Genomic DNA, 22260 nt, shown 5'->3' on the forward strand with positions numbered 1-22260 from the left:
CCCCGGATCAGTGCGAGCGGAAGCGGTCGCGCAGCTTCGAGAACAGCCCCTGCTGGAACTGGGCGAGCTGCGGGGCAGGAGCCTTCGTCTTCTTCGCGAAGTCCTCGATGAGCGCGCGCTGGGCCGAGTCGATCTTGGTCGGCGTCAGTACCTGGACTCCGACCCTCAGGTCTCCGCGCTGGGTGCCGCGCAATGGAGTGATACCCCGACCCTTGATCGTGAGGACATCACCCGACTGCACGCCCGGCCGGATCTCGAGGTCGACCTCGCCGTCCAGACCCTTGATGGTCGTCTCGGTACCGAGGATGGCGTCGGTCATCGCGACCTCGAGAGTGGCGAGCAGGTCGTCGCCGTCCCGGCTGAACGCAGGGTGCGGATTCACCGTCACCTCGACGTACAGATCGCCGTTCGGGCCGCCCGCCTTGCCGACCTCGCCGGAGCCGGGCAGCTGCAGGCGCAGCCCCGTCTCGACGCCGGCGGGAATGTCGAGCGACACGGTCCGACGCGAACGCACCCGCCCCTGGCCGCCACAGGTGCCGCACGGGTACGGGATGGTCGTGCCGTATCCCTCGCACGTGCCGCACGGCTGCGAGGTGACGACGTTGCCGAGCAGGCTGCGCACCTGGCGCTGCACGTGGCCGGTGCCGCCGCAGATGTCGCACGTGACGGGCGATGTGCCCTCCTGGCAGCACGACCCCTTGCAGGTCTCGCAGAGCACGGCGGTGTCGACCTCGATGTCCCGGTGGGCGCCGAACACGACGTCCCCGAGGTCGAGTGAGACGCGCACGAGCGCGTCCTGACCCCGCTCGCGGCGGGACCGGGGCCGGGCACCGCGTCCGCCGCCCTGCGCTGCGCCGAAGAACGTCTCGAAGATGTCGCCGAAGCCGCCGAAGCCCCCGAAGTTGCCTGCGGCTCCGTCTCCCCCGCCCATGTCGTAGCGACGACGGGACTCGTCGTCGCTCAACACGTCGTACGCATGCGTGACGAGCTTGAACTTCTCGGCCGCCTCCTCGCCCGGGTTCACGTCCGGGTGGAGCTGGCGCGCGAGACGCCGGTACGCCTTCTTGATCTCGTCTGTCGATGCGTCGCGCGAGACGCCGAGTACCTCGTAGTGGTCCGCCACAATGGCCCTTCTGCGTGTTGTCCTGGTCGTCCGCGTCAGCGGGCGGCCTCGTCTTCGTCGAGCAGTCGCGACAGATAGCGGGCGACCGCCCGTGCTGCCGCGAGATTGCTCGGATAGTCCATCCGCGTCGGTCCCATCACTCCGACGCGTGCGGTGCCGGAGCGCGCCGCGTAGTTGCTCGCGACGATCGACGCCTCGTCGAGGCCGAACGACGCGTTCTCGGTGCCGATGCTCGCGGCGAGCCCCTGCGCATCGGCTTCCATCTCGCTCATCAGCCGGATGAGAGTCACCTGCTCCTCGATCGCCTCGAGAAGGGGGTGGATGCTGCCGCGGAAGTCGTGTTCCCGCCGCGCGAGCGTCGCGGCGCCGGCCATCACGAGCCGCTCCTGCCGGAACGTGCCTAGCTCCTCGACGATCACCGTCGCGAGCGCGCGGAGCACGGCGTTCTTCGCGTGCTCCTCGGCGTCGAGCAGACTCTGGAGGCGTTCGGCGGCGTCGCTGACCGCGCGCCCGGTCAGGAGCGCCGAGAGACGCGCCCGCAGGAGGGCCATGTCGGACTCGTCGACATCGGCGGGGAGCGGCGCGATGCGCTGGGAGACGCCGCCCGCATCCGTCACGAGCACCACGAGGAGACGGTTGGGAGCGAGGGCGACCAGCTCGATGTGGGTGAGCTGCGCCCGCGCGAAGGACGGGTACTGCGCGAGGGCGACCTGTCCGGTGAGCTGGGTGAGCACCCGCACCGTGCGCGCCATGAGGTCGTCGAGGTCGGCAGGGTCGGTCAGGAACGACTCGATCGCGGTGCGCTGCGCTCCCGAGAGCGGACGCAGCTGGGCGAGGTGGTCGACGAAGACGCGGTATCCCTTGTCGGTCGGAACGCGACCGGAGGAGGTGTGCGGCGCCGCGATGAGCTCCTCGTCTTCGAGGAGGGCCATGTCGTTGCGGATGGTGGCGGCCGACACGCCGAACGAGTAGCGGTCGACGATCGACCGGCTGCCGACCGGTTCGTGCGTCTCGACGTAGTCCTGCACGATGGCGCGGAGCACCTGGAGGCCTCTTTCGCTGACCATCACGACTCCCCTCGTCTGGCACTCACCGGTTACGAGTGCCAATTCTACTCGCCGCGCGACGATATGCGCTGAACGCACCTACGGGTGATGGGGCGACAGCGGCGAACGGTTCAGTCCGTGAGTTCTCGCACGACCGCGTCGGCGAGCAGTCGACCGCGGAGCGTGAGCTGCACGCGTCCACGCACGGCGGCGGCCGGATCCACCAGGCCATCGGCGATGAGTCCGGCGACACGCGCGCGCTTGTCCGCCTGCAGCTCGTCGACGGCGATGCCCTCGCGGATCCGACTGAGGAGCAGGACTCGCTCCAGCATCCGGGACTTCTCGTCGGGCCGCTCTGTGCCCGCCGCTGGCGATTCGGATGCCGCAAGCCGCTGCGCGTACGCCGCGGGGTGCTTCACGTTCCACCAACGCAGCCCGGCGACGTGACTGTGGGCTCCCGGCCCGAAGCCCCACCAGTCGCTCCCCCGCCAGTAGGCGAGGTTGTGCCGAGAGCGCTGCTCGGGAGTTCGCGCCCAGTTGCTCACCTCGTACCAGTCGAACCCTGCCTCGGCGAGGCGCCGGTCGGCGAGCTCGTACATGTCGGCCTGCAGGTCGTCGTCGGGCATCGGGACCTCGCCGCGGCGGATCTGCCGGGCGAGCTTCGTGCCGTCCTCGACGATGAGCGCATATGCCGAGATGTGATCGGACTCGAGCTCCAGGGCTGCGTCGAGAGAGGTCTGCCAGTCTCGGAGAGCCTCACCCGGAGCGCCGTAGATCAGGTCGACGCTCACAGCGAGCCCGGCGTCCTTGGCTGCCGCCACCGCCGTGCGCACGTTCTCGGGTCGGTGAGTGCGGTCGAGAGCGGCGAGCACGTGCGGCACCGCCGACTGCATCCCGATCGAGAGTCTCGTCACCCCGGCCTCCGCGAGCGTGCGGGCGACCTCCGGGGTGACGGTGTCGGGGTTGGCTTCGACAGTCACCTCGGCGCCGTCGGCGAGGCCGAAGGCCGAGGTCGCTGCTCCCAGCATCCGCGCCAGGTCTCCGGCGGGAAGAAGGGTCGGCGTCCCTCCGCCGAAGAAGACCGTGTCCATCGGGCGCAGCGCGCCGGCTTCGGACAGTACACGCTGGGCGAGCGCGATCTCGCCGATCAGCGTCGAGGCGTAGTCCTCCTGCTTGGCACCGCGCAACTCGGTCGACGTGTAGGTGTTGAAGTCGCAGTACCCGCACCGCACGGTGCAGAACGGGATGTGAAGGTAGGCCGAGAACGGTACGGTCGTGTCGATCGGCAGGTCGGCGGGAAGGCGTCCGTCAGCGGGGGCGGGATCTCCGAGGGGAAGCGGACCGGCCATCAGACGGGGGTCGCGTACAACGGCGAGATGGCCCGCAGGTAGCGGGCGAACAGCTCGCGACGTCGCCGCTTCACGAGCGCCGGGACCAGGCGGTACAGCAGCGAGTTCGGGGCATCGAACGCGCGGACGGTGAACCACACCTCGTCGTCGTCGCGCCACTCGATGTCGAACGACTCCTCGCCGCGGACGACCGATCCGCCGACGGTGCCGAGCACGAAGCCGATGCGGCGCTTCTCCTCGGTCACGGAGATGACACGGAGTTCGGCGTCGGCGTGCATGTTCGCGACGCGTCCGCGCAGGCGAAGGGTCATGCCAGGACCGACGAAGGGGGTGCCCTCCGCGTCGAACCGCTGCTCGACCTCGTTCTTGCTGGGGGCGATCGGGGTGCCCTCGGCATCGAAGCTCACGCCGGCGTAGGCAGGGCCGGGAGCGGGGCGCACGTCCTCCACGCGGAGTCCCGACGCGCGCTGCGCCGTCCACGACAGAAGGGCTTCGCCGGCGGTCTGGAAACGCTCCTCACCGCTGCCGATGCGCCAGGAGTTCTCGGCGGGGATGCTGCGCTCCGGCGGATACTGCATCAGATCGGGCGCATGGGTCGCACCCACCGCCGCATAGTCGACCGTGTCGTCTCGGAAAGTCCCGCGCCGCATGCCGACCAGCCTACCCGGGTGTCCTGGACGAGCACCCGGAGACCCGATCTACTTCTTGTCCTTGCCTTCGACGTCGCCGGAGAGCGCGGCGATGAACGCCTCCTGCGGAACCTCCACGCGGCCCACCATCTTCATGCGCTTCTTGCCCTCCTTCTGCTTCTCGAGGAGCTTGCGCTTCCGACTGATGTCACCGCCGTAGCACTTCGCGAGCACGTCCTTCCGGAGCGCGCGGATCGTCTCGCGGGCGATGATCCGCGCACCGATTGCGGCCTGGATCGGCACCTCGAAGTTCTGGCGAGGGATGAGCTTGCGCAGTCGCTCGGTCATGAGGGTGCCGTAGGCATAGGCTTTGTCGCGGTGCACGATCGAGCTGAACGCGTCGACCTTGTCGCCCTGTAGGAGGATGTCGACCTTCACGAGGTCGGCCTCCTGCTGGCCCGCCGGCTCGTAGTCGAGCGACGCGTAGCCCTGGGTCTTCGACTTCAGCTGGTCGAAGAAGTCGAAGACGATCTCGCCGAGGGGCATCGTGTACCGCAGCTCGACACGCTCCTCCGAGAAGTACTCCATCCCGAGGAGCGTGCCTCGGCGCGACTGGCACAGCTCCATCACCGTGCCCACGTAGTCCTTGGGCAGCAGGATGGCGGTGTTCACCATGGGCTCGGACACGGAGCCGATGCGGCCGTCGGGATACTCGCTGGGGTTCGTGACCGTGACGGTCTCCCCCGTGTCCGACGTCACGACCTCGTAGATCACGCTCGGCGCGGTCGTGATGAGGTCGAGCCCGAACTCGCGGGCGAGACGCTCGGTGATGATCTCGAGGTGGAGGAGGCCGAGGAAGCCACAGCGGAATCCGAACCCGAGCGCGACAGACGTCTCCGGCTCGTACTGCAAAGACGCGTCCGAGAGCTTCAGCTTGTCGAGCGCCTCGCGGAGTTCGGCGTAGTCGCTGCCGTCGATCGGGTAGATGCCCGAGAACACCATCGGCTTCGGGTCGGTGTACCCCGAGAGCGGTTCGGATGCCGGCTTCCTGGCGTTCGTGATCGTGTCGCCGACCTTCGACTGGCGCACATCCTTCACGCCCGTGATGAGGTAACCCACCTCGCCGACGCCGAGACCCTTGGTGGGAGTGGGCTCTGGGCTCGACACGCCGACCTCGAGCGCCTCATGGTTGGCGCCGGTCGACATCATCTGGATGCGCTCGCGCGGCGAGAGGCTGCCGTCGACCATGCGCACGTAGGTGACGACGCCGCGGTAGGCGTCGTAGACGGAGTCGAAGATCATTGCCCGCGCCGGAGCCTCGGCGTCACCCACGGGCGCGGGGATCTCCTGGACAAGACGGTCGAGCAGCTCCTCGACGCCCACGCCGGTCTTGCCGGAGACGCGCAGCACGTCCTCGGGCTTGCCGCCGATCAACGCCGCGAGCTCCTTGGCGTACTTCTCGGGGTCGGCGGCCGGCAGGTCGATCTTGTTCAGCACGGGGATGATGTGCAGGTCGTTCTCGAGAGCGAGGTACAGGTTGGCGAGCGTCTGAGCCTCGATGCCCTGCGCGGCGTCGACGAGCAGGATCGCGCCCTCGCACGCGGCCAGCGAGCGCGAGACCTCGTAGGTGAAGTCCACGTGCCCCGGGGTGTCGATCATGTTCAGCGCGAAGGTCTGACCGTCGAGCTCCCACGGCATCCGCACGGCCTGGCTCTTGATGGTGATACCGCGCTCGCGCTCGATGTCCATGCGGTCGAGGTACTGCGCCCTCATGTCGCGGTCGGAGACGACTCCGGTGATCTGGAGCATCCGGTCGGCGAGCGTCGACTTGCCGTGGTCGATGTGCGCGATGATGCAGAAGTTGCGGATCTGCGTCGCAGGCGTCGCGGCAGGCTGAAGCGGAGTGAGGGCGCGTGGTGACATGTCCTGACGATTCTACGGTGACCCGCCGTCGATGCTCGATTCGCCGGATCCGGTGATATTCTGCCCAGGTTGCCCGGGAGCCGACCCCGAAACCGGATCCCGTGAGCGACGAGACTCCGTCACATTCGAGTGCAGGTGTCGTGTCGCGCAGATCGGCAGATGGTGATTGACTGTCCTCCGGCCCAGCGTTGCGTCGGCAGATCCCGCGCGCGTCTGTAGAAGAGAAAGAATCAACACCTTGATCAAGTATCTCGTGCGCCGCCTGCTGGGCTGGTTGCTGATGATCGTCATCGCGACGAACATCACCTACTTCCTCGCGTGGCTGTACCTCGATCCGGAGAACAACTACGTCGGTCGGCGCCCGCCGCTCTCCCCTGAGCAGATCGACAACCTCCTTCGGCCCCGCAACCTCAGCGAGTCGGTGCCGCTCATCGAGCGGTGGTGGACCTGGTTCTCCGGCATCATCCTGCGGTGGGACTGGGGTCTCGGCCCGACCGGCGAGTCGGTCAACGAGCAGGTCGCCTACCGCGTGTGGGTCAGTGCGGAACTGGTGCTCGGCGCCACGATCATCACGACGGTGCTCGGTATCGCACTCGGCGTCTACACCGCATCCCGCCAGTACAAGCTCGCCGATCGCATCGGCCAGGGCACCAGCATCATCACGATGAACATCCCGACCGTCGTCGCCGGCTTCGCGCTGGTGCTGCTGGCGATCGCCTTCAACAACGCCGTGGGTACGACCGTGTTCTACGTCACAGGGTCGTCCAGTCCCGGGGTGCAAGGGTTCTTCCCCGTCCTCATCGACGTGCTGCAGCATCTCACGCTGCCCACGTTGGGCCTCGTCATCACGGGCTACGCGCAGATCCACTTCCTGCAGCGCTCGCTCCTGCTCGACAACATCAAGGCCGACTACGTGCGCACCGCGCGGGCCAAGGGCCTCACGAAGCAGCAGGCGATCCGCAAGCACGCCCTGCGCACGTCCCTCATCCCGGTCACGACGCAGGTTGCCTTCACCATCCCCGCCGTGTTCACCGGCGCGGTGCTGACGGAGACGATCTTCAACTGGAACGGAATGGGTCGGTACTTCATCACGACCCTCAACAACAACGACATTCACGGCGTCGTCGCGGTCGCGGCCTTCGGCGCCCTGATGACGGCCATCGGCGCGATCCTCGCCGACGTGACCGTCGTCGTCCTCGATCCGAGAGTGCGGGTGAGCTGATGTCCCTGGAAGCCATCGGGGTCTCCCCCGAGATCACCGAGCAGCCGCAGAAGCCGAGGAGCCGTAGGCGCACCACGATGCTGTCGCTCTACACGCGACGCTTCCTGCGCAACCGCGGCGCCGTGATCGGCGTAGTCATCCTCGCGGTGCTCATCCTGTTCGCCATCGTGGGACCGCTCATCGCGCCATATAGCCACACCGACCTCGACTTCCTGGCGCTGCGCAAGGGTCCGTCAGCCGATCACTGGTTCGGGACGAACGGCTCGGGCAACGACAACTTCGCGCAGGTCGCCGTCGGGCTCCAGCGCTCGATGATGATCGCCGCGCTCGTCGCCGTCGGCACGACCGTCGTCTCGGCGATCGTCGGCACGACTGCCGCATACTTCGGCGGGGCGTACGAGCGCATCATGCTCGCGGTCATCCACTTCATGATGGTCGTGCCGAACTTCCTCATCCTCGCGATGATCTCCAACGACGCGGGCGGCAACTGGCTCGTCATCTCGCTCGTGATGGTCTTCATCGTCGGGTGGTTCTTCCCCGCCCGCATCATCTGGACGCTGTCGCTCTCGATCCGCGAGCGCGAGTACGTGCACGCGGCACGCTACGCGGGGCTGTCCGGCATGCGCGTGGTGCTCCGCCACATGCTGCCGAACATCGGCTCGCTGCTGGTCATCAACTTCACGCTCGGCGTGGTCTCGGCCGTGCTGACCGAGACGGCGCTGTCGTTTCTCGGCTTCGGAGTGAAGCTGCCGGACGTGTCCCTCGGCGCCCTGATCGGCTACGGCTCGAGCACGCTCGTCAGCGCTCCCTGGCTGTTCTACTTCCCCGCCGCGGCGCTGACGCTGCTCACCGTCTCGATGGCGCTCATCGCCGACGGCCTCCGCGACGCCCTCGATCCCACCTCGGCGGCTGGAGGTCGCGCATGAGTACCGTCCTCTCCGTTCGCGACCTCAAGGTCAGCTTCCCCTCCGAGGCCGGGCGGGTGGATGCCGTCCGGGGCGTCTCGTTCGACCTGGAGGCGGGCAAGACGCTCGGCATCGTCGGCGAATCCGGTTCCGGCAAGTCCGTCACCTCGCTCGCGATCATGGGCCTTCTCGACGAGAACGCCAAGATCACCGGCTCCATCGTGTACGACGGTCAGGAGCTGCTGGGGAAGACCGACAAGCAGCTCTCGGTGATCCGGGGCAACGGCATGGCGATGGTGTTCCAGGACCCGCTGACCTCGCTCACCCCGGTGTTCACGGTCGGCGACCAGCTGATCGAGGCTCTCACGGTGCACCGCAGCCTCTCGAAGAAGGCGGCCTGGGAGCGATCGGTCGAGCTGCTGACGCTCGTCGGCATCCCCGAGCCCGAACGTCGGATGAAGTCGTTCCCGCACGAGTTCTCGGGCGGTATGCGTCAGCGCGTCGTGATCGCCATCGCGATGGCCAATGATCCGAAGCTGATCATCGCCGACGAGCCGACCACGGCGCTCGACGTCACCATCCAGGCACAGATCCTGGAGCTCATGGCGACCGCCCAGCAGGAGACCGGCGCCGCGATGATCATGATCACCCACGACATGGGGGTCGTGGCGAAGACGGCCGACGACGTGCTGGTGATGTACGCGGGCAAGCCCGTGGAGCACGCCCCCGTACGCGAGCTCTTCTACCGCACGCGGATGCCCTACTCGATCGGCCTGCTCGGCGCCATCCCGCGCGTCGACAAGACCGAGAAGGTCCCGCTGATCCCGATCAAGGGCAACCCGCCCCTGCTCATCGATCTGCCCGACGCCTGCCCCTTCGCAGCTCGCTGCCCGATCGCGATCGATGCCTGCCGGGAGCGCGAGCCCGACCTGCTGCCCGTCTCCACCGACGGACACGCGAGCCACTCGGTCGCCTGCATCCGGGCCGACGACATCGACGACGACGCCACCATCGGCGGACTCCCGGTGTTCCCCGCGCCGGAGATCCCCGAGGGCAGCCTGACGAAGGTGCCGCGCGAGGAGCGACCGATCACGCTGCAGGCGATCAACCTCACCAAGACCTTCCCGCTCATGAAGGGCGCGCTGTTCAAGCGCAAGGTCGGCGAGGTGCACGCCGTGAAGGGCATCAGCTTCGACGTGCGCCAGGGCGAGACCCTCGCGATCGTCGGCGAGTCCGGCTCGGGCAAGACCACGACACTCCTGCAGATCATGGACCTCGTGAAGCAGGAGGACGGCGATATCCGCATCGGCGGGACGAGCGTCGCGGACATCAAGAACCGCGCCGAGGAGCGCCGGCTCCGTCGCGACCTGCAGATCGTGTTCCAGGATCCGATGGGCGCGCTCGACCCGCGCATGACGGTGTGGGACATCATCGCCGAGCCGATGTTCGCCATCGGGATGAGTCGTGATGAGGTCTTCGACCGCGTCGAGGAGCTGATGGGGCTCGTCGGTCTCGACCCTGCGCACAGCGATCGGTTCCCGCAGGCGTTCTCGGGTGGCCAACGTCAGCGCATCGGCATCGCGCGGGCGCTGTCCACGAATCCGAAGGTCGTCGTGCTCGACGAGCCCGTGTCGGCGCTGGACGTGTCGATCCAGGCCGGCGTCATCAACCTGCTCGACGAGCTCAAGGCGAAGATGGGTCTGTCGTACCTGTTCGTTGCGCACGACCTCGCGGTGGTCCGGCACATCGCCGATCGCGTCGCGGTCATGTACAAGGGCGAGTTCGTCGAGCACGGCGATGTCGACCAGGTCTTCGACGCACCGCAGCATCCGTACACCAAGGCACTGCTGTCGGCGATCCCGATCCCCGACCCCGACATCGAGCGCACTCGCGAGCGGATCATCCTCCCCGTGGACGGCTTCGACGCGGAGACGGCCGCCGCCAGCTGAGCAACGAACCGTTGTGCACAGTCCGATAACGAACGGCGCGCAGACGGTTTCGCCCGTGAGACGCAGAGTTATTCTGCCCTCATCCCCAAGATAGGCCGACAGGCACTAAGGAGTACCATGAAACGGCATCAGAAGCTGATGGGCATCGCTGCTCTCGGCGCCGCCTTCGCACTCGTCATGAGCGGTTGTGCGCCGGCAGGCAACGGCGGCGGCAACGGCGGCGAGGGCGACAGCCCCCAGACGGTCGAGGGCGCGGACTACAACCCGCAGCCTCGCGAGAACCTCGCTGAGGGCGGCGAGCTGCGCATCCCCGTCTCGAACATCGCCGAGCAGCTGAACTACTTCCACAGCGACGGTGACGCACGCGTCACGCAGATCGGCACGTGGTTCCGCCCGCAGATCCTTCTCATGGATCCGGACGGCACGGTCAAGAAGAACGACGCGTACCTCGACGACTACTCCTTCGGTGTCGAAGACGGCAAGACCGTCCTCCACTTCAAGGTCAACGAGAAGGCCGTCTGGAACGATGGCACTCCGATCGACGTGACGGCGTTCAAGGCCACCTGGATGGCTCAGAGCGGCGAGAACGAGGAGTACCAGCCGAACGCGACCGACGGCTGGAAGGAGATCGAGTCCGTCGAGGCCGGCGAGAACGACCGCGACGTCATCGTCACCTTCAAGGGCGAGTTCGCTTGGCCCGAGATGGTCTACTCGCAGCTCCTGCACCCCGCGGTCAACACCCCGGAGCTCTTCAACACCGCCTTCCTCGGTGACTGGCACCCGGAGTGGGCAGCCGGCCCCTACACCGTCGAGGACTACGACAAGACCGGTGGCGTCGTCACCCTCGTTCCGAACGAGAAGTGGTGGGGCAACGCTCCGCTGCTCGACAAGGTGACCTTCATCCAGATGGAGCCGACCGCGGCGGTCAACGCCCTGCGCAACGGCGAGGTCGACATGGCCGAGACCGGCAGCGCCGAGCTGCTCGCCCAGGTCGAGGGCCTCGACGGCGTCAAGACGTATAAGGGTCAGGCGACAGCGAACGCGATCTTCACGCTGAACTCCACGAACCCGGCGCTGTCGGAGCTCGAGGTCCGCAAGGCCGTCTTCGAGGCGATCAGCATCGAGCAGGTCAAGGACATCGTCTTCAACGGCCTGAACTACACCGAGGAGCCCGCCGGCTCTCTCACGCTGTTCTCGTTCCAGCCGAACTACGTGAACGCGCTGGAGGAGGCCGGCCGCAAGGACGGTGACACCGAGGGTGCGAACAAGCTGCTCGACGAGGCCGGCTGGGTTCCGGGTGCCGACGGCATCCGCGAGAAGGACGGCGTGCGCCTGTCGCTCGTCTTCCCGGTGCACTCCGACACGGAGACCGCGCGCGCTCGTTCGCTGGCCGTGCAGGCTCAGCTGAAGGAGGTCGGCGTGGAGGTCACGATCGACACCCGCCCGTCGGCGGACTTCGCCGAGGACTACACCACGCAGAACGGTGACATCTTCTTCCTCAACTTCACGTCGTCCGACCCGTTCGGTGCTGCCTGGTTCTGCCAGCTGTACTGCTCGGACAGCGGCCTGAACCTGTCGGGCACCGGCACCGAGGAGATCGACAAGATGATCCACGAGGAGCTGGAGACGATCTCCGACCCCGAGGAGCAGACCAAGAAGGCCATGGAGATGGAGGCCGAGATCTTCGCGAAGACCTGGGGCATCATCCCGGTCCTCAACGGCCCGGAGATCTGGACCGTCAAGGAAGGCCTTGCGAACCTCACGCCCGAGCCCTACGTGGGTCTCGACCTCTTCGGCATCACGCCGGTGGAGAACGTGGGCTACGAGAAGTAACTCCTACAAGCACTGACGCAATCGGTGCTGCTGAGCGGGGCCGGTGGGTATCCACCGGCCCCGCTTTCATGTCAGTGACTGGCGATATTCTTCCCGCGCACGTTCTTGCCGTCGTGGTGGTCCGCCGTTACGTTTACGGGACATCTGAAGAACGAGTCACTGGAGGGTGATGACGGTGAATCAACGACGAAACTCCGCAGCACGGCAAGCCATCTGTGGATTGGCTCTGGCGGTCGCGCTTGCGTTCGGGCCCGCCGTCTCCGCGAGTGCTGTAGTCGGAATCGCACCACCGGAGAACGGGGGCGGAGGCTACAACGGCAGCGTGGGTGGCTGGCCGATCAAGTGCATCAAGTACTGCGTCAAGCGGTAATGGATTGGCTCGACCTGAGCGGGGCCGGTGGGTATCCACCGGCCCCGCTTTCTCTATGCTGAGACAGTGACCGTGCAGATCGTTCTCGTGCACGGCATCCGCACGTCCGCGACGATGTGGCGCTCACAGCTCGCGTATCTCGAGGAGGCCGGGATCCCGGCGGTCGCGGTGGATCTGCCCGGACATGGCACCCGGATGGCGGAGGACTTCACGCTGCACGAAGCGCTGCACACGATCGATGCGGCTGTGCGCGATGCCGCCGCACGCGGACCGGTGCTGCTTGTCGGGCATTCGATGGGCGGCCTGCTCTGCCTCGCCTACGTCGGCGGTGCCGAGAAACCGCCGGTTGCCGCGCTGGTCGCGGCATCATGCACCGCGCTCCCCCGGGGCGCGGGACTGCGCGCGTACCGGATGATCGCGCGCGCGGTCGACCGGCTTCCCGACCGGGGCATGTGGATCACGAAGCGCATCCTCGATGCGACGATCCCCCTCGACACCCGGGCCGATTTCGCCGCCGGCGGCTACGCCCTCGACACGCAGGACATCGCGCTGAGCAACCTGGCCGCGCTCGATCTCGCGACCGCGGTCGAGCGGATCCGTGTGCCGCTGTGGTTCGTGAACGGCCAGTACGACCAGCTGCGCATCAACGAGGCCCTCTTCCAGCGGCTGGCTCCGCACGCGGAGCTGATCGTCGTCCCGCGCACGACGCACCTCGTGACCGCGATGCGTCCCGCGGTGTTCAATGCGGTGCTGCGTCTGGCGATCGCGACGGTCGACGCCGAGCAGGCGGATTCGACTGCGCACGTCTCGCCCGAGCAGTGAGCACGCCGCCCGCCAGCGAGAAGACCGCCGCCGCCGCGAACACGAGCCAGAAACCGCCGACCAGCGCCACGAGCCCTGCGCCGAGCACCGGTCCGATCAGCTGACCGAGCGCCGCAGTCACCGTGACGATGCCGAGATCGCGAGCGTGATCCTTCTCGTCTGGCAGCAGGTCGGCGGCGAACGCGAGTCCGACCGTCGAGAAGGCGCCATAGCCGATGCCCATGAGTGCGGCAGCCACCATCGTCGCCTCGAACGTCGGGACGATGACGATCAGAACGCCGGAGGTCGCCTGCACGAGCGTCGCGGCGACGGTGAGAGTGCGCCGGTCCCCGGAGCGGTCGGAGAGGATGCCGGTGAACACCGCCGCCAGCACGACGAACACCGTGTAGACGACGATGAGCAGCAGCAGGTTGTCCTGCGCCGTCACCGTGTCCTGATGCAGGCCGTGGAGCAGGAAGAAGAGGAAGAGTGCGGTGCCGAGCGCGTTGCCGATGTTCGTCACCAACCGACCCGACAGCATCCAGGCGAAGTCTCGGTCGCGGAGCGAGGCGAGGAGCGGGCCGCGTCGCTGCACCGCCACGACCCGCGCGGCAGCGGGAGGATCAGGGAGGAGCAGGGCGGCTGCGGTGCCGGCGACGGCGATGATCACGGCCAGCAGCAGGTAGCCGTCGCGGGTGCCGAGCCCCAGGAGCACGACCACCCCGACGCCGAGCACGATACCGACCGCCTGGCTGGACCCGACGGCGGCGGATGCCGAGCCCCGCTGCGTCTCGGGGAGCTGGTCGGCGATCAGCGCGGTGAAGGCGGCCGAGGAGACCGCGATACCGACGGAGACGCCGACCCATGCCAGACCGACAGCCCATGGGCCTTCGGCGAAGCCCGTGACCACGAGGGCCGCGGCCGTCAGCAGCGCTCCCCCGAGCGCCCACGGTCGACGCCGGCGCCGGCCGGCGCCGGCGCGGTCGGAGAGCGCACCGGCGACCGGACCCGCGACGACGCCCGCCAGCCCGCCGATGCCCAGGACGAATCCCGACGAGACCACCCCGCGGATCCAGTCATCCTCGGGCGTGTCGAGCTGAAGCGGGAGCAGGAGCTGCACCGGGGTGAGCTGCACCATCCAGATGGCCAACCAGGCGACTGTGAACAGCGTGATCCAGCGGGCTCCCACACGAGCGCTGTCGGTCATAAGGTCGATTGTGCACCCGCGTCCGCCCGTTTAGGGGGAACGCCTCGACTGCTGGTAGACTCGACTCTTGGCTTGCGTGTGGGTTCTTCCCTCACGACCGCCGCGCGGAAGCCCTCTTCTTCTGCCGGCACTCCGAACAACCTCCGTACAGAAAGCGTCCACACGTGGCAAACATCAAGTCGCAGATCAAGCGCAACAAGACCAACGAGAAGGCGCGCGAGCGCAACAAGGCCGTCAAGAGCGAGCTCAAGACGCACATCCGGGCCGCCCGCACCGCTATCGCCTCGGGCGACAAGGCCGCTGCCGAAGCTGCCGTGAAGAACGCGTCCCGCAAGCTCGACAAGGCCGTCAGCAAGGGTGTCATCCACCAGAACCAGGCTGCGAACCGCAAGTCGGCGATCGCCAAGCAGGTCTCCGCTCTCTGAGCATCGACCACTGAGAAAGGGCCCGTCTCGATGAGACGGGCCCTTTCTCGTGCGCGCGGAGTCAGCGCGGGCGCGACGTCGGTCAGCCGGCGGGGGTCTCCACCGGCTCGCCCGGCTCCCCCACCGGCTCGGCCGGGACATCCAGGGCGGACGGGTCTTCCAGGTCGAGGCCGCCGAGCGGCTCCTGCTGCCACCCGACGAGGCGCCACCCGTCCTCGGGGGTGCCGTCGATGACACACATGCCCGTGTTGTAGAGGCGCCAGTGCACGGCGTCGTCGAGATCGATGCCGTCGAGTCTTGCGGCGGCCCACACGCGGATCGCGGCGCCATGACTGACGACGACGGCCGCTCCGTCGACGTTGCGGGATGCGACGTGGGCGATCGCGGCGTCGTAGCGCGCGAGGAACTCCGTGCCGCTCTCGCCGCCCTCGATCGCGAAGTCGAGTTCGCCGGTGAGCCAGCGCCGCGCGGCATTGACATAGCCCTCGATCGCCTCTCGGTCGCTGTGCATCTCCCAGCGGCCGGCGGAAATCTCTTCGAGCCCTTCGACGACCTCGATGGCCAGCCTGCGATCTTCGGCGAGCGGAGTGGCGGTGAGCTGTGTGCGGACGAGCGGCGAGGCGTAGATCGCGTCGACGCGCTCGCCGGCCAGAGCCGCCGGGATCGCCGATGCCTGAGCATGACCGAGCGGGGTGAGGCCGGGCCCCGGACGCCCGGTGTCGAGCGCGCCGATCACGTTGCTCGGCGTCTGTCCGTGGCGGATGAGCAGCAGTCTCATGATTCCTCTCCGAAGGGACGTCGCGTGGCGATGACGGTCAGCATTCGTTCCAGGGCGAAGATCGGGTCGCGCGCAGCACCCTTGACATCGGCATCCGCCCGCGCCGTCGCCTGGATGGCGAGCCCGAGCGAGTACTCGTTCCACCCCGCGAGGTCGCGACGGGCGCGGTCGACCTGCCAGTCCTTCATGCCGAGTCGCTGGGCGAGCTGACGGCTCGGCTCGCGGTTGCCTGCGACGCGCGCCATGGTGCGCAGCTTCATGGCGAATGCGGCGACCATGGGCACCGGGTCGGCGCCCGACGCCAGTGCGTGCCGCAGCGCGACGAGAGCCTCGCCATATCGTCCGGCGATCGCGGTGTCGGCGACGACGAAGGCCGAGACCTCGACTCGGCCGCCGTAGTACTTCGTGACGACCTCTTCTGTGATGTCGCCCTCGACGTCGCCGATCAGCTGCTGGCAGGCGGCGGCGAGCTCGGTGAGATCGTCGGCGAACGCCGAGACGAGTGCCCGGAGCGCTGGCGGGGCGATGCGCTTCTTCGCGGCCTTGAACTCGCCGGCCGCGAAGTCAACCCGGTCACCGTCGCGCTTGATCGCGGGGCAGGCTATCTCGATGCCCTCCCCGGTGCCCGCTCTGACGGCGTCGAGCAGCTTCTTGCCACGCACACTCGCGCCGGTGTGGCGCAGGATGACCGTCGCGCCCTCCTGCGGGTGCTCGAGGTACGACACCGCCTCCTGGATGAAGGCGTCGGTGCACTTCTCCACACCGGCGATGCGCACCACCCGGGGTTCGCCGAACAGCGACGGGGAGGTGAGCGAGAGGAGAGTTCCCGGCGCATAGTCGTCGGCGCGGACGTCGGTGACTTCGAGGGCGGGATCTTCGGCCCGCAGGTAGTCGCGCACACCCGCGATCGCGCGCTCCGCGCAGACCTCTTCGGGGCCGGAGACAAGCACGATCGGAGCGGGTCGCGGATCGCGCCAGGAGACCTGCGGGATCTTGGCCGACGACGCCGCCCCTCGGGAAGGAGTACGCGCAGCAGCCATGGATTCAGCCTACCGGGGGCCACCGACATGAGACCCGGCGCCGGGGGGCGGTTGCACAGCCACCCTCGCATCACAGCCCGGTGGCACAACGGTGCGGTGGCAGAGCGGTACAGCGACAGCGGTGCGGTCGCACAGCGCATGAGGCCTGAGAGAGCGCCGCGCTCGACCGACGCGGGCGTGATCGTGCCGCGCGCTCGGACCTCGCACGGGCACGGCCGTCGGACGTTTCAGGCGGCGATGTCGTAGCGGGCGCGGCCGCCGAGGCGTGGTGTGCGGGTGGGGTCGACGGTGGCGGGTGGGATGAGCCAGACCCGTCCGGTGGTGCCGGTGCCGTCGATGCGGATGTCCCACCCGTTGTCGTGGATGCGATGGTGACACGACTCGCACAGCAGCACCCCGTTGGCCAGGTCGGTCGGACCGGTATCGCGCTGCCACCATCGGAGGTGGTGGGCTTTGGTCATCTGTGGTGGGAGTGCGCACATGACGCATCCGCCGTCGCGTTCGACCAGCGCGAGGCGCTGCGCCCGGGTGAACAGTCGTTTCTCCCGGCCCCAGTCGAGGATCTCGCTGTCGGATCCGAGGACCACGGGGATCACTCCCCCGCTGGCGGCGATGCGCCGGCAGGTGCTGATGCTCACGGGCCGGTCGGTGCCGTCGATCGTCGCGACCCCGGTGCCGGCGGTCAGGTCCTCCAGCCCCACCCGCACGATGACGGTCGCGCCGGTGACCGGCATCCCCCCGTTGTCGCAGGCGATCGCGTGCTCGCAGATCGCGGTGAGCGCATCGGCCTGGATCATCGCGACGGTGCGGTGATCCGCATCCCCCGCCTCCGCATCGGGCGCCTGGGTGCGCGCCTGGAACGTCGCTCCCACGAACGCGTGGATCGCCGCCGTGATCGGCGCCCCCGACGCGATATCGGTCTGCAGGGTCAGGTGCAGCGACCCGTCACGCTCGAACATCGTCAGCGACCGCTGCGACCGTGCCTGCTCCTCCCGCGGGGCGACCCCGTCCGGATCCAGCCACGCCTCCGCCCGCGCGACGAGCTTTCGCACCTCGTCGAGCGACAGCCCACCCGCCCGCTCCACCAGCAACCGCTCCGCCTCGCCGATTCGCCCGGCATCCACCTTCAGCCGGGCACGGTCCAGCATCGAAACGATCACCGCCGCACCCGCCGCACTCACCTCCCCCGCGCCGAGCGCCGCCTGCACGAACGGGTACCGCGGCGGCAACGCCTCCCCCAACAGATTCGCCCGCGGCGCGGTCGCCTCACCGACCTTCACCAACCGCGACGCGTCACCGGTCGACCCTCCCGTCGTCGCGGCGATCATCGTCGCAGGCGTGCGGAACCCCCGCTGCTTCGCCAAACCCTCCGCACCCAGCTCCGGCCGCGACTCCCGCGCGATCCCCGCCGCCACCTCCGCATGCAACCCGTCCAACCGGCGCTGCACCACACCGATCGCCCGATGCGCAGCCACCAGCTGCGCCCGAGATAACTCCGAACCGCTCTCCGCATCCGCCCACGCCTCATCAAGGCACTGAACGGCCTCGAAGAGCGGCGCGAGGTGGGGACTGGTCATGTCCCCAGTTTAGTAACTATGTTCGAATCGAACTTGATATGCCGATACTGAACAAGCGGATGTCCGATCACGAAGACCCTCTTTCCCTCCAGATCTCGAATCCTCCCGCTCCGGTGCCTACCAGCACCCGACCGTCCAGATCTGTGCGCAGCACGGTTGTGCCCGCTGCCTCGAGCATCGCGAGCGCCTCGTCTCGGGGATGTCCGTAGTCGTTGTCCGCGCCCACGCCGATCAGCCCAATCGTCGCCGTGATCTCTTCGTACAACGCCGGCGCCTGGTCACCGCTCCCATGGTGCGACACCTTGACGACCGGGTAGACGCCACGCACCCGACGAGACCTCAGCAGCATGCTCTGCGACTCCGCGGAGAGGTCACCGAGGTAGAGCGATCGTGGCACTTCTCCACCTTCGATCTCGAGCACAACGCTGAGATCGTTTCCCGGGGGGAACGCCTTCTCGTCTCGCGCAGGCCACAGCACACGCCACTGAGCACCACCCAGATCACCGCCCACTCCCGCGTGCACCTCTTCGACCATCGCGCCGCCTGCGGCCAACCGCTTGAGCGTCTTCTCGTCGGTGATCTCGCTCGGAGGGCCATGCACCACCGAACCCACCCGGCCCTGAACAGCATCGACACCGCCGACATGGTCGAGGTCGAAGTGCGTCAGCACCAGCAGATCGAGACGGCCGACGCCCAGCGCGCGAAGGCACTGGTCCAACAGCGCCGGGTCCGGACCGGTATCGATGAGGGCGACCTCGTGCGCCGATCGCACCACCACGGCGTCGCCCTGCCCGACGTCGCACATCGCGATCGTCCACCCTGTGGGAGTGGTCATGACAGCCAGCGGACCGGAGAGCACGACATGCGAGGCGCCGAGGCCCAACGCCGCGGACAGCACCGAGACGGCGATGGCGCGAGGCACTCGGAGACGGTGTCCATGCCCGCCGACGACGACTGCGACCGCACCGCTCATCCCTGCCACGACGAGGGCGCTGATCACACCGGGCGGGACCGCCAGCTCGGCGAACGGCAGTCGCGCCGTCGCATCCGCGGTCGCAGCGATCCACGACGCCGGGAGCCAAGCCGACGCAGCGAGGATGTCCGCGAGCACCGGCACCGGAGCGAAAAGGCAGGCGAGCAGACCGATCACCGTGGCGACGGGCGCCGCCGGCGCGGCGAGCAGATTCGCCGCGAGTCCTACGAGGGACTGTTTCTCGGCGAACAACGCGATGATCGGACCGCAGGCGAGCTGAGCTGCTAGGGGGACGGCGATCGCAAGAGCGAGGGGCACCGGCATCCACCGGGCGAGTCCTCGCGACAGAATGGGGGCGAGCAAGATCAGCGCACCGGACGCGACCACGGAGAGCGCGAAGCCCGGCGTCGACGCGAGCCAGGGATCGACGATGAGGATGCCGGCCGCACTGAGCGCCAGCATCCCCGCTCCGGCGCTGGGCCGCCCGATAAGGAGAGAGATCATGGCGACCCCCGCCATCACACCGGCTCGGATCACACTCGGCTCCGGCGTGACGAGGATCACGAACCCCGCCAGTGCAAGCGCTGCGAGCAGGATGCGGAGCCCACGCCCCGCGCCGCACAGCGATGCCAACCAGAACACAGCCCCGACGACGATCGCGCAGTTGGCGCCGGACAACGTTGAGGTTGGAGGTGGGTGGTTATGGCCGTGCCTCAGCATTGCAAGGATCGGTTGTCTCTATCATCGGGACACGGAGCGTCCCCCGCGATGGCAGTCGACACTCGATGCAAGTGTCGAGGAGGCGTGCCTCGCGATGCGGCTGTAAAACGACTCCGCGGACTCCCGTTCATTCGAGGGATTCGTGGTTCCCATGCACTCGGCTTAGTTGTATCTCCTTCACGCCGAACTCCTGCGCGATGGCGTCGGCTACCGGTACTGGGATTCGGGGGTTCGCGGGCTGCTGGCTCGTGTAGAGCAGCCGGCAGACTCGCCATACGGCCGCACTGCGGGTTCATTGAGGAGTACGCCTAGCACGCACGAGCCTGGCCTGAGTCCACGCGGGACGACTGTGTCGGTGCATGATGAGACGATCAGACCTAGCGTGACGGATGTGACGGATGAGCCTTACGGCGGTGCACCCTCACAGCTCGGTCAATCGGGCTACGCTCAGTGAGACGAAAGGGTGAGTTGACCATGGCCACGAACAGCGGGATCGAGTGGACCGAGGTCACCTGGAACCCCGTCACCGGGTGCGATCGTGTCGCAGCAGGTTGCGACAACTGCTACGCCCTCGCGCTCGCAAAGCGCCTCAAGGCCATGGGCGCGGAGAAGTACCAGAGCGATGGCGACCCTCGGACCTCGGGCCCGGGATTCGGAGTGACCACCCATCCCCGGTCGCTGGCGCAGCCATACCGGTGGCGCACGCCGAAGGTCGTCTTCGTCAACTCGATGAGCGACCTGTTCCACGCCAAGGTCCCGCTCGGCTTCATCCGGGACATCTTCGACGTCATCCGCGATACTCCGCAGCACACGTACCAAGTGCTCACCAAGCGCGCTCACCGCATGGGCCGGATCGCGGAGAAGCTGGAATGGCCCGATAACCTCTGGATGGGCGTGTCGGTCGAGTCCTTCGATGTCGTCGACCGGATCGACCACCTTCGCGCCGTCCCGGCGGCCACTAGGTTCCTGTCCTGCGAGCCGCTCATCACCGCGCTGCCCGAGCTCGATCTCGACGGGATCGACTGGGTGATCGCCGGCGGCGAGTCAGGCCCTCGCGCGCGCCCCATGGACCCGGCCTGGGTCGAGGACATCCGCGACCAGTGCGTTGATGCCGGGGTGTCCTTCTTCTTCAAACAGTGGGGCGGACGGACACCGAAGGCGAACGGCCGGCAGCTCGGCGGCCGCACCTGGGACGACATGCCTCTGCTGGCCACCGCCCTGGCTTAGCCGCCAGCTTTGCGGATGACGTGTTGGTGCGGCTTGTTGCCTTTGGCCACGAACTCGACATCGCCCGACTTCACGAGTGCGCGCAAGGCTGCTGTGAACGCCGTCTCCTTGGCCTCGCCATAGAGGTCGCCGTAGACGCCGATGACGTTCTTGACCACCGGTTTTGGCTGGCCGTCGGCGAGTAGAGCGCGGAGATTGCCGGTGATCCGCTCGATTGCCGCGGCGTGCTCTTGCTCAATCTGCTCGGCGACTGGATCGTCCCAGTCCATCGGCAGCATGTCGTCGGTCGCCGCGTAGTCCGATCCGAGGAACTCGAGCCACTTCTCGCGTGCCTTCGCGGCGGCCACGCCGAATACCCAGAAGCCATGCGGGTCCTGGGTGAGGAAGATCAGATAGTAGACAGGCTGGTGATGGGTCTTGCGCCGGACCGGGGCGACGACGAATCCGTAGTTGGTCCCTGCGGCAAGACGCCGGGCGTACTCGTAGGCAACAGCCTCCGCCGCGGACTCCCAGTTCTGCTCACCTGACTCTTTGTGAGCTTGCAAAGCGACGTCCCGCCACCAGTTACCACCGCACACCCTGTCGGCCTGAGCCACGCCGCCGAGGTCGAACTGGCCCTTCTTCAACTGCCCTCCGGCACGGCGTATGAGGTCTGCGCTGAAGTTGAGCAGGATCTCGGTGCGCGGCCACGTGCCACGCTTGCGGAGAACGTCCTTGATCGAATCCATGGGCAGTACTGCCCCGCAGGGATCGAGGAAGACGAACAAGCTGGCCCCAGCAGAGTGTTGAAGCATCCCTGAGAGATGGTTTCCGCAGTCGTCGTTGTGGCTGTCGATGCGAATGCCGCGGGCGCGGTACTCGGCCGCCACCGATTCAAGGGATTCGTAGTCCTTCGCGGCTCGTTCGACGAGGAGAAGGTCGATCTGCGTGGTCGACTTGACCTTCTGCGCGGCGATCATCATGTGCTCGGCAGAGCCGGCCTCACCGGTGTCGAACCGTCCACGGCCGGCAAAACCGTCGAACAGCACGCAGCGCTTTGGGCTCAGCCTGCTGGCGGTCATCGTGGCGAACCTGATGACGTACTGCTCGAGGATCCCATGCTTGTAAACCGACTGGGGCTTCGGGCTGTCCAGCAGCCCTGCGTCCGTTCCCGTGGGCATCGT

Annotated in this window: 18 protein-coding genes; 7 read left to right on the forward strand and 11 right to left on the reverse strand. The window is 67.7% G+C overall.

Annotated elements, in window-relative coordinates; all coding sequences use genetic code 11:
- Positions 1 to 7 precede the first annotated feature (7 nt).
- From dnaJ to lepA, 5 genes are all read right to left on the reverse strand, one after another.
- On the reverse strand, positions 8 to 1123 hold the full coding sequence (gene dnaJ, locus M3195_RS12985) for a molecular chaperone DnaJ (protein ID WP_251588139.1): 1116 nt from the start codon (positions 1121 to 1123) through the stop codon (positions 8 to 10).
- Between the two features lie 35 nt (positions 1124 to 1158).
- Positions 1159 to 2190, reverse strand: coding sequence for a heat-inducible transcriptional repressor HrcA (gene hrcA / locus M3195_RS12990; protein ID WP_251588140.1), 1032 nt, complete (start codon positions 2188 to 2190; stop codon positions 1159 to 1161).
- A gap of 110 nt (positions 2191 to 2300) precedes the next feature.
- Positions 2301 to 3518: a radical SAM family heme chaperone HemW gene (hemW, locus tag M3195_RS12995; protein ID WP_251588142.1), complete on the reverse strand. Its 1218-nt coding sequence runs from the start codon at positions 3516 to 3518 to the stop codon at positions 2301 to 2303.
- Positions 3518 to 4168: a DUF1990 family protein gene (locus M3195_RS13000; protein WP_251588144.1), complete on the reverse strand. Its 651-nt coding sequence runs from the start codon at positions 4166 to 4168 to the stop codon at positions 3518 to 3520. The genes hemW and M3195_RS13000 overlap by 1 nt, the downstream gene beginning before the upstream one ends.
- 48 nt (positions 4169 to 4216) lie before the next feature.
- On the reverse strand, positions 4217 to 6070 hold the full coding sequence (gene lepA / locus M3195_RS13005) for a translation elongation factor 4 (protein ID WP_096715546.1): 1854 nt from the start codon (positions 6068 to 6070) through the stop codon (positions 4217 to 4219).
- Positions 6071 to 6308: 238 nt separating this feature from the next.
- Between lepA and M3195_RS13010 the strand changes: the two genes are divergently transcribed.
- From M3195_RS13010 to M3195_RS13030, 5 genes are all read left to right on the forward strand, one after another.
- Entirely contained in the window at positions 6309 to 7292 is a 984-nt protein-coding gene (locus M3195_RS13010) for an ABC transporter permease (protein ID WP_251588145.1), read from the forward strand.
- A complete protein-coding gene (locus tag M3195_RS13015) occupies positions 7292 to 8218 on the forward strand; it encodes an ABC transporter permease (protein WP_251588146.1) in 927 nt (308 codons plus the stop codon). Before M3195_RS13010 ends, M3195_RS13015 begins: the two co-directional genes overlap by 1 nt.
- Entirely contained in the window at positions 8215 to 10146 is a 1932-nt protein-coding gene (locus tag M3195_RS13020) for an ABC transporter ATP-binding protein (RefSeq protein ID WP_251588148.1), read from the forward strand. Before M3195_RS13015 ends, M3195_RS13020 begins: the two co-directional genes overlap by 4 nt.
- Before the next feature lie 117 nt (positions 10147 to 10263).
- The gene (locus tag M3195_RS13025; RefSeq protein WP_251588149.1) at positions 10264 to 11979 is read left to right on the forward strand and encodes an ABC transporter family substrate-binding protein; all 1716 of its coding nucleotides are present in this window, start codon (positions 10264 to 10266) and stop codon (positions 11977 to 11979) included.
- A 436-nt stretch (positions 11980 to 12415) separates the two neighbouring features.
- On the forward strand, positions 12416 to 13171 hold the full coding sequence (locus M3195_RS13030) for an alpha/beta fold hydrolase (RefSeq protein WP_251588150.1): 756 nt from the start codon (positions 12416 to 12418) through the stop codon (positions 13169 to 13171).
- Here the strand turns inward: M3195_RS13030 and M3195_RS13035 are convergent.
- Positions 13089 to 14357 carry an MFS transporter gene (locus M3195_RS13035; protein ID WP_251588151.1) on the reverse strand — a complete coding sequence of 423 codons (1269 nt, stop codon included), beginning with the start codon at positions 14355 to 14357 and terminating at the stop codon, positions 13089 to 13091. The genes M3195_RS13030 and M3195_RS13035 overlap by 83 nt on opposite strands.
- A 164-nt stretch (positions 14358 to 14521) precedes the next feature.
- Here M3195_RS13035 and rpsT point away from each other — a divergent pair, with 164 nt between their 5' ends.
- Entirely contained in the window at positions 14522 to 14782 is a 261-nt protein-coding gene (rpsT, locus tag M3195_RS13040; protein ID WP_251588152.1) for a 30S ribosomal protein S20, read from the forward strand.
- Positions 14783 to 14864: 82 nt separating this feature from the next.
- On the opposite strand, the gene M3195_RS13045 is transcribed toward rpsT, so the two are convergent.
- The 4 genes from M3195_RS13045 to M3195_RS13060 form a co-directional block, all read right to left on the reverse strand.
- Complete coding sequence (locus M3195_RS13045; RefSeq protein WP_251588153.1) at positions 14865 to 15560, reverse strand: histidine phosphatase family protein; 696 nt, start codon at positions 15558 to 15560, stop codon at positions 14865 to 14867.
- Complete coding sequence (gene holA / locus M3195_RS13050; protein ID WP_251588154.1) at positions 15557 to 16600, reverse strand: DNA polymerase III subunit delta; 1044 nt, start codon at positions 16598 to 16600, stop codon at positions 15557 to 15559. Before holA ends, M3195_RS13045 begins: the two co-directional genes overlap by 4 nt.
- A gap of 227 nt (positions 16601 to 16827) precedes the next feature.
- Positions 16828 to 18177, reverse strand: coding sequence for an HNH endonuclease (locus M3195_RS13055; RefSeq protein WP_251588155.1), 1350 nt, complete (start codon positions 18175 to 18177; stop codon positions 16828 to 16830).
- Between the two features lie 67 nt (positions 18178 to 18244).
- Positions 18245 to 19828: a ComEC/Rec2 family competence protein gene (locus M3195_RS13060; RefSeq protein WP_251588157.1), complete on the reverse strand. Its 1584-nt coding sequence runs from the start codon at positions 19826 to 19828 to the stop codon at positions 18245 to 18247.
- Between the two features lie 516 nt (positions 19829 to 20344).
- Between M3195_RS13060 and M3195_RS13065 the strand changes: the two genes are divergently transcribed.
- Positions 20345 to 21097 carry a DUF5131 family protein gene (locus M3195_RS13065; protein ID WP_251588159.1) on the forward strand — a complete coding sequence of 251 codons (753 nt, stop codon included), beginning with the start codon at positions 20345 to 20347 and terminating at the stop codon, positions 21095 to 21097.
- Here the strand turns inward: M3195_RS13065 and tcmP are convergent.
- A complete protein-coding gene (tcmP, locus tag M3195_RS13070) occupies positions 21094 to 22257 on the reverse strand; it encodes a three-Cys-motif partner protein TcmP (RefSeq protein ID WP_251588160.1) in 1164 nt (387 codons plus the stop codon). The two genes, M3195_RS13065 and tcmP, sit on opposite strands and share 4 nt — an antisense overlap.
- Between the last annotated feature and the right edge of the window lie 3 nt (positions 22258 to 22260).

It is taken from the genome of Microbacterium hydrocarbonoxydans (assembly GCF_023715885.1).
Classification (GTDB): domain Bacteria; phylum Actinomycetota; class Actinomycetes; order Actinomycetales; family Microbacteriaceae; genus Microbacterium; species Microbacterium hydrocarbonoxydans_C.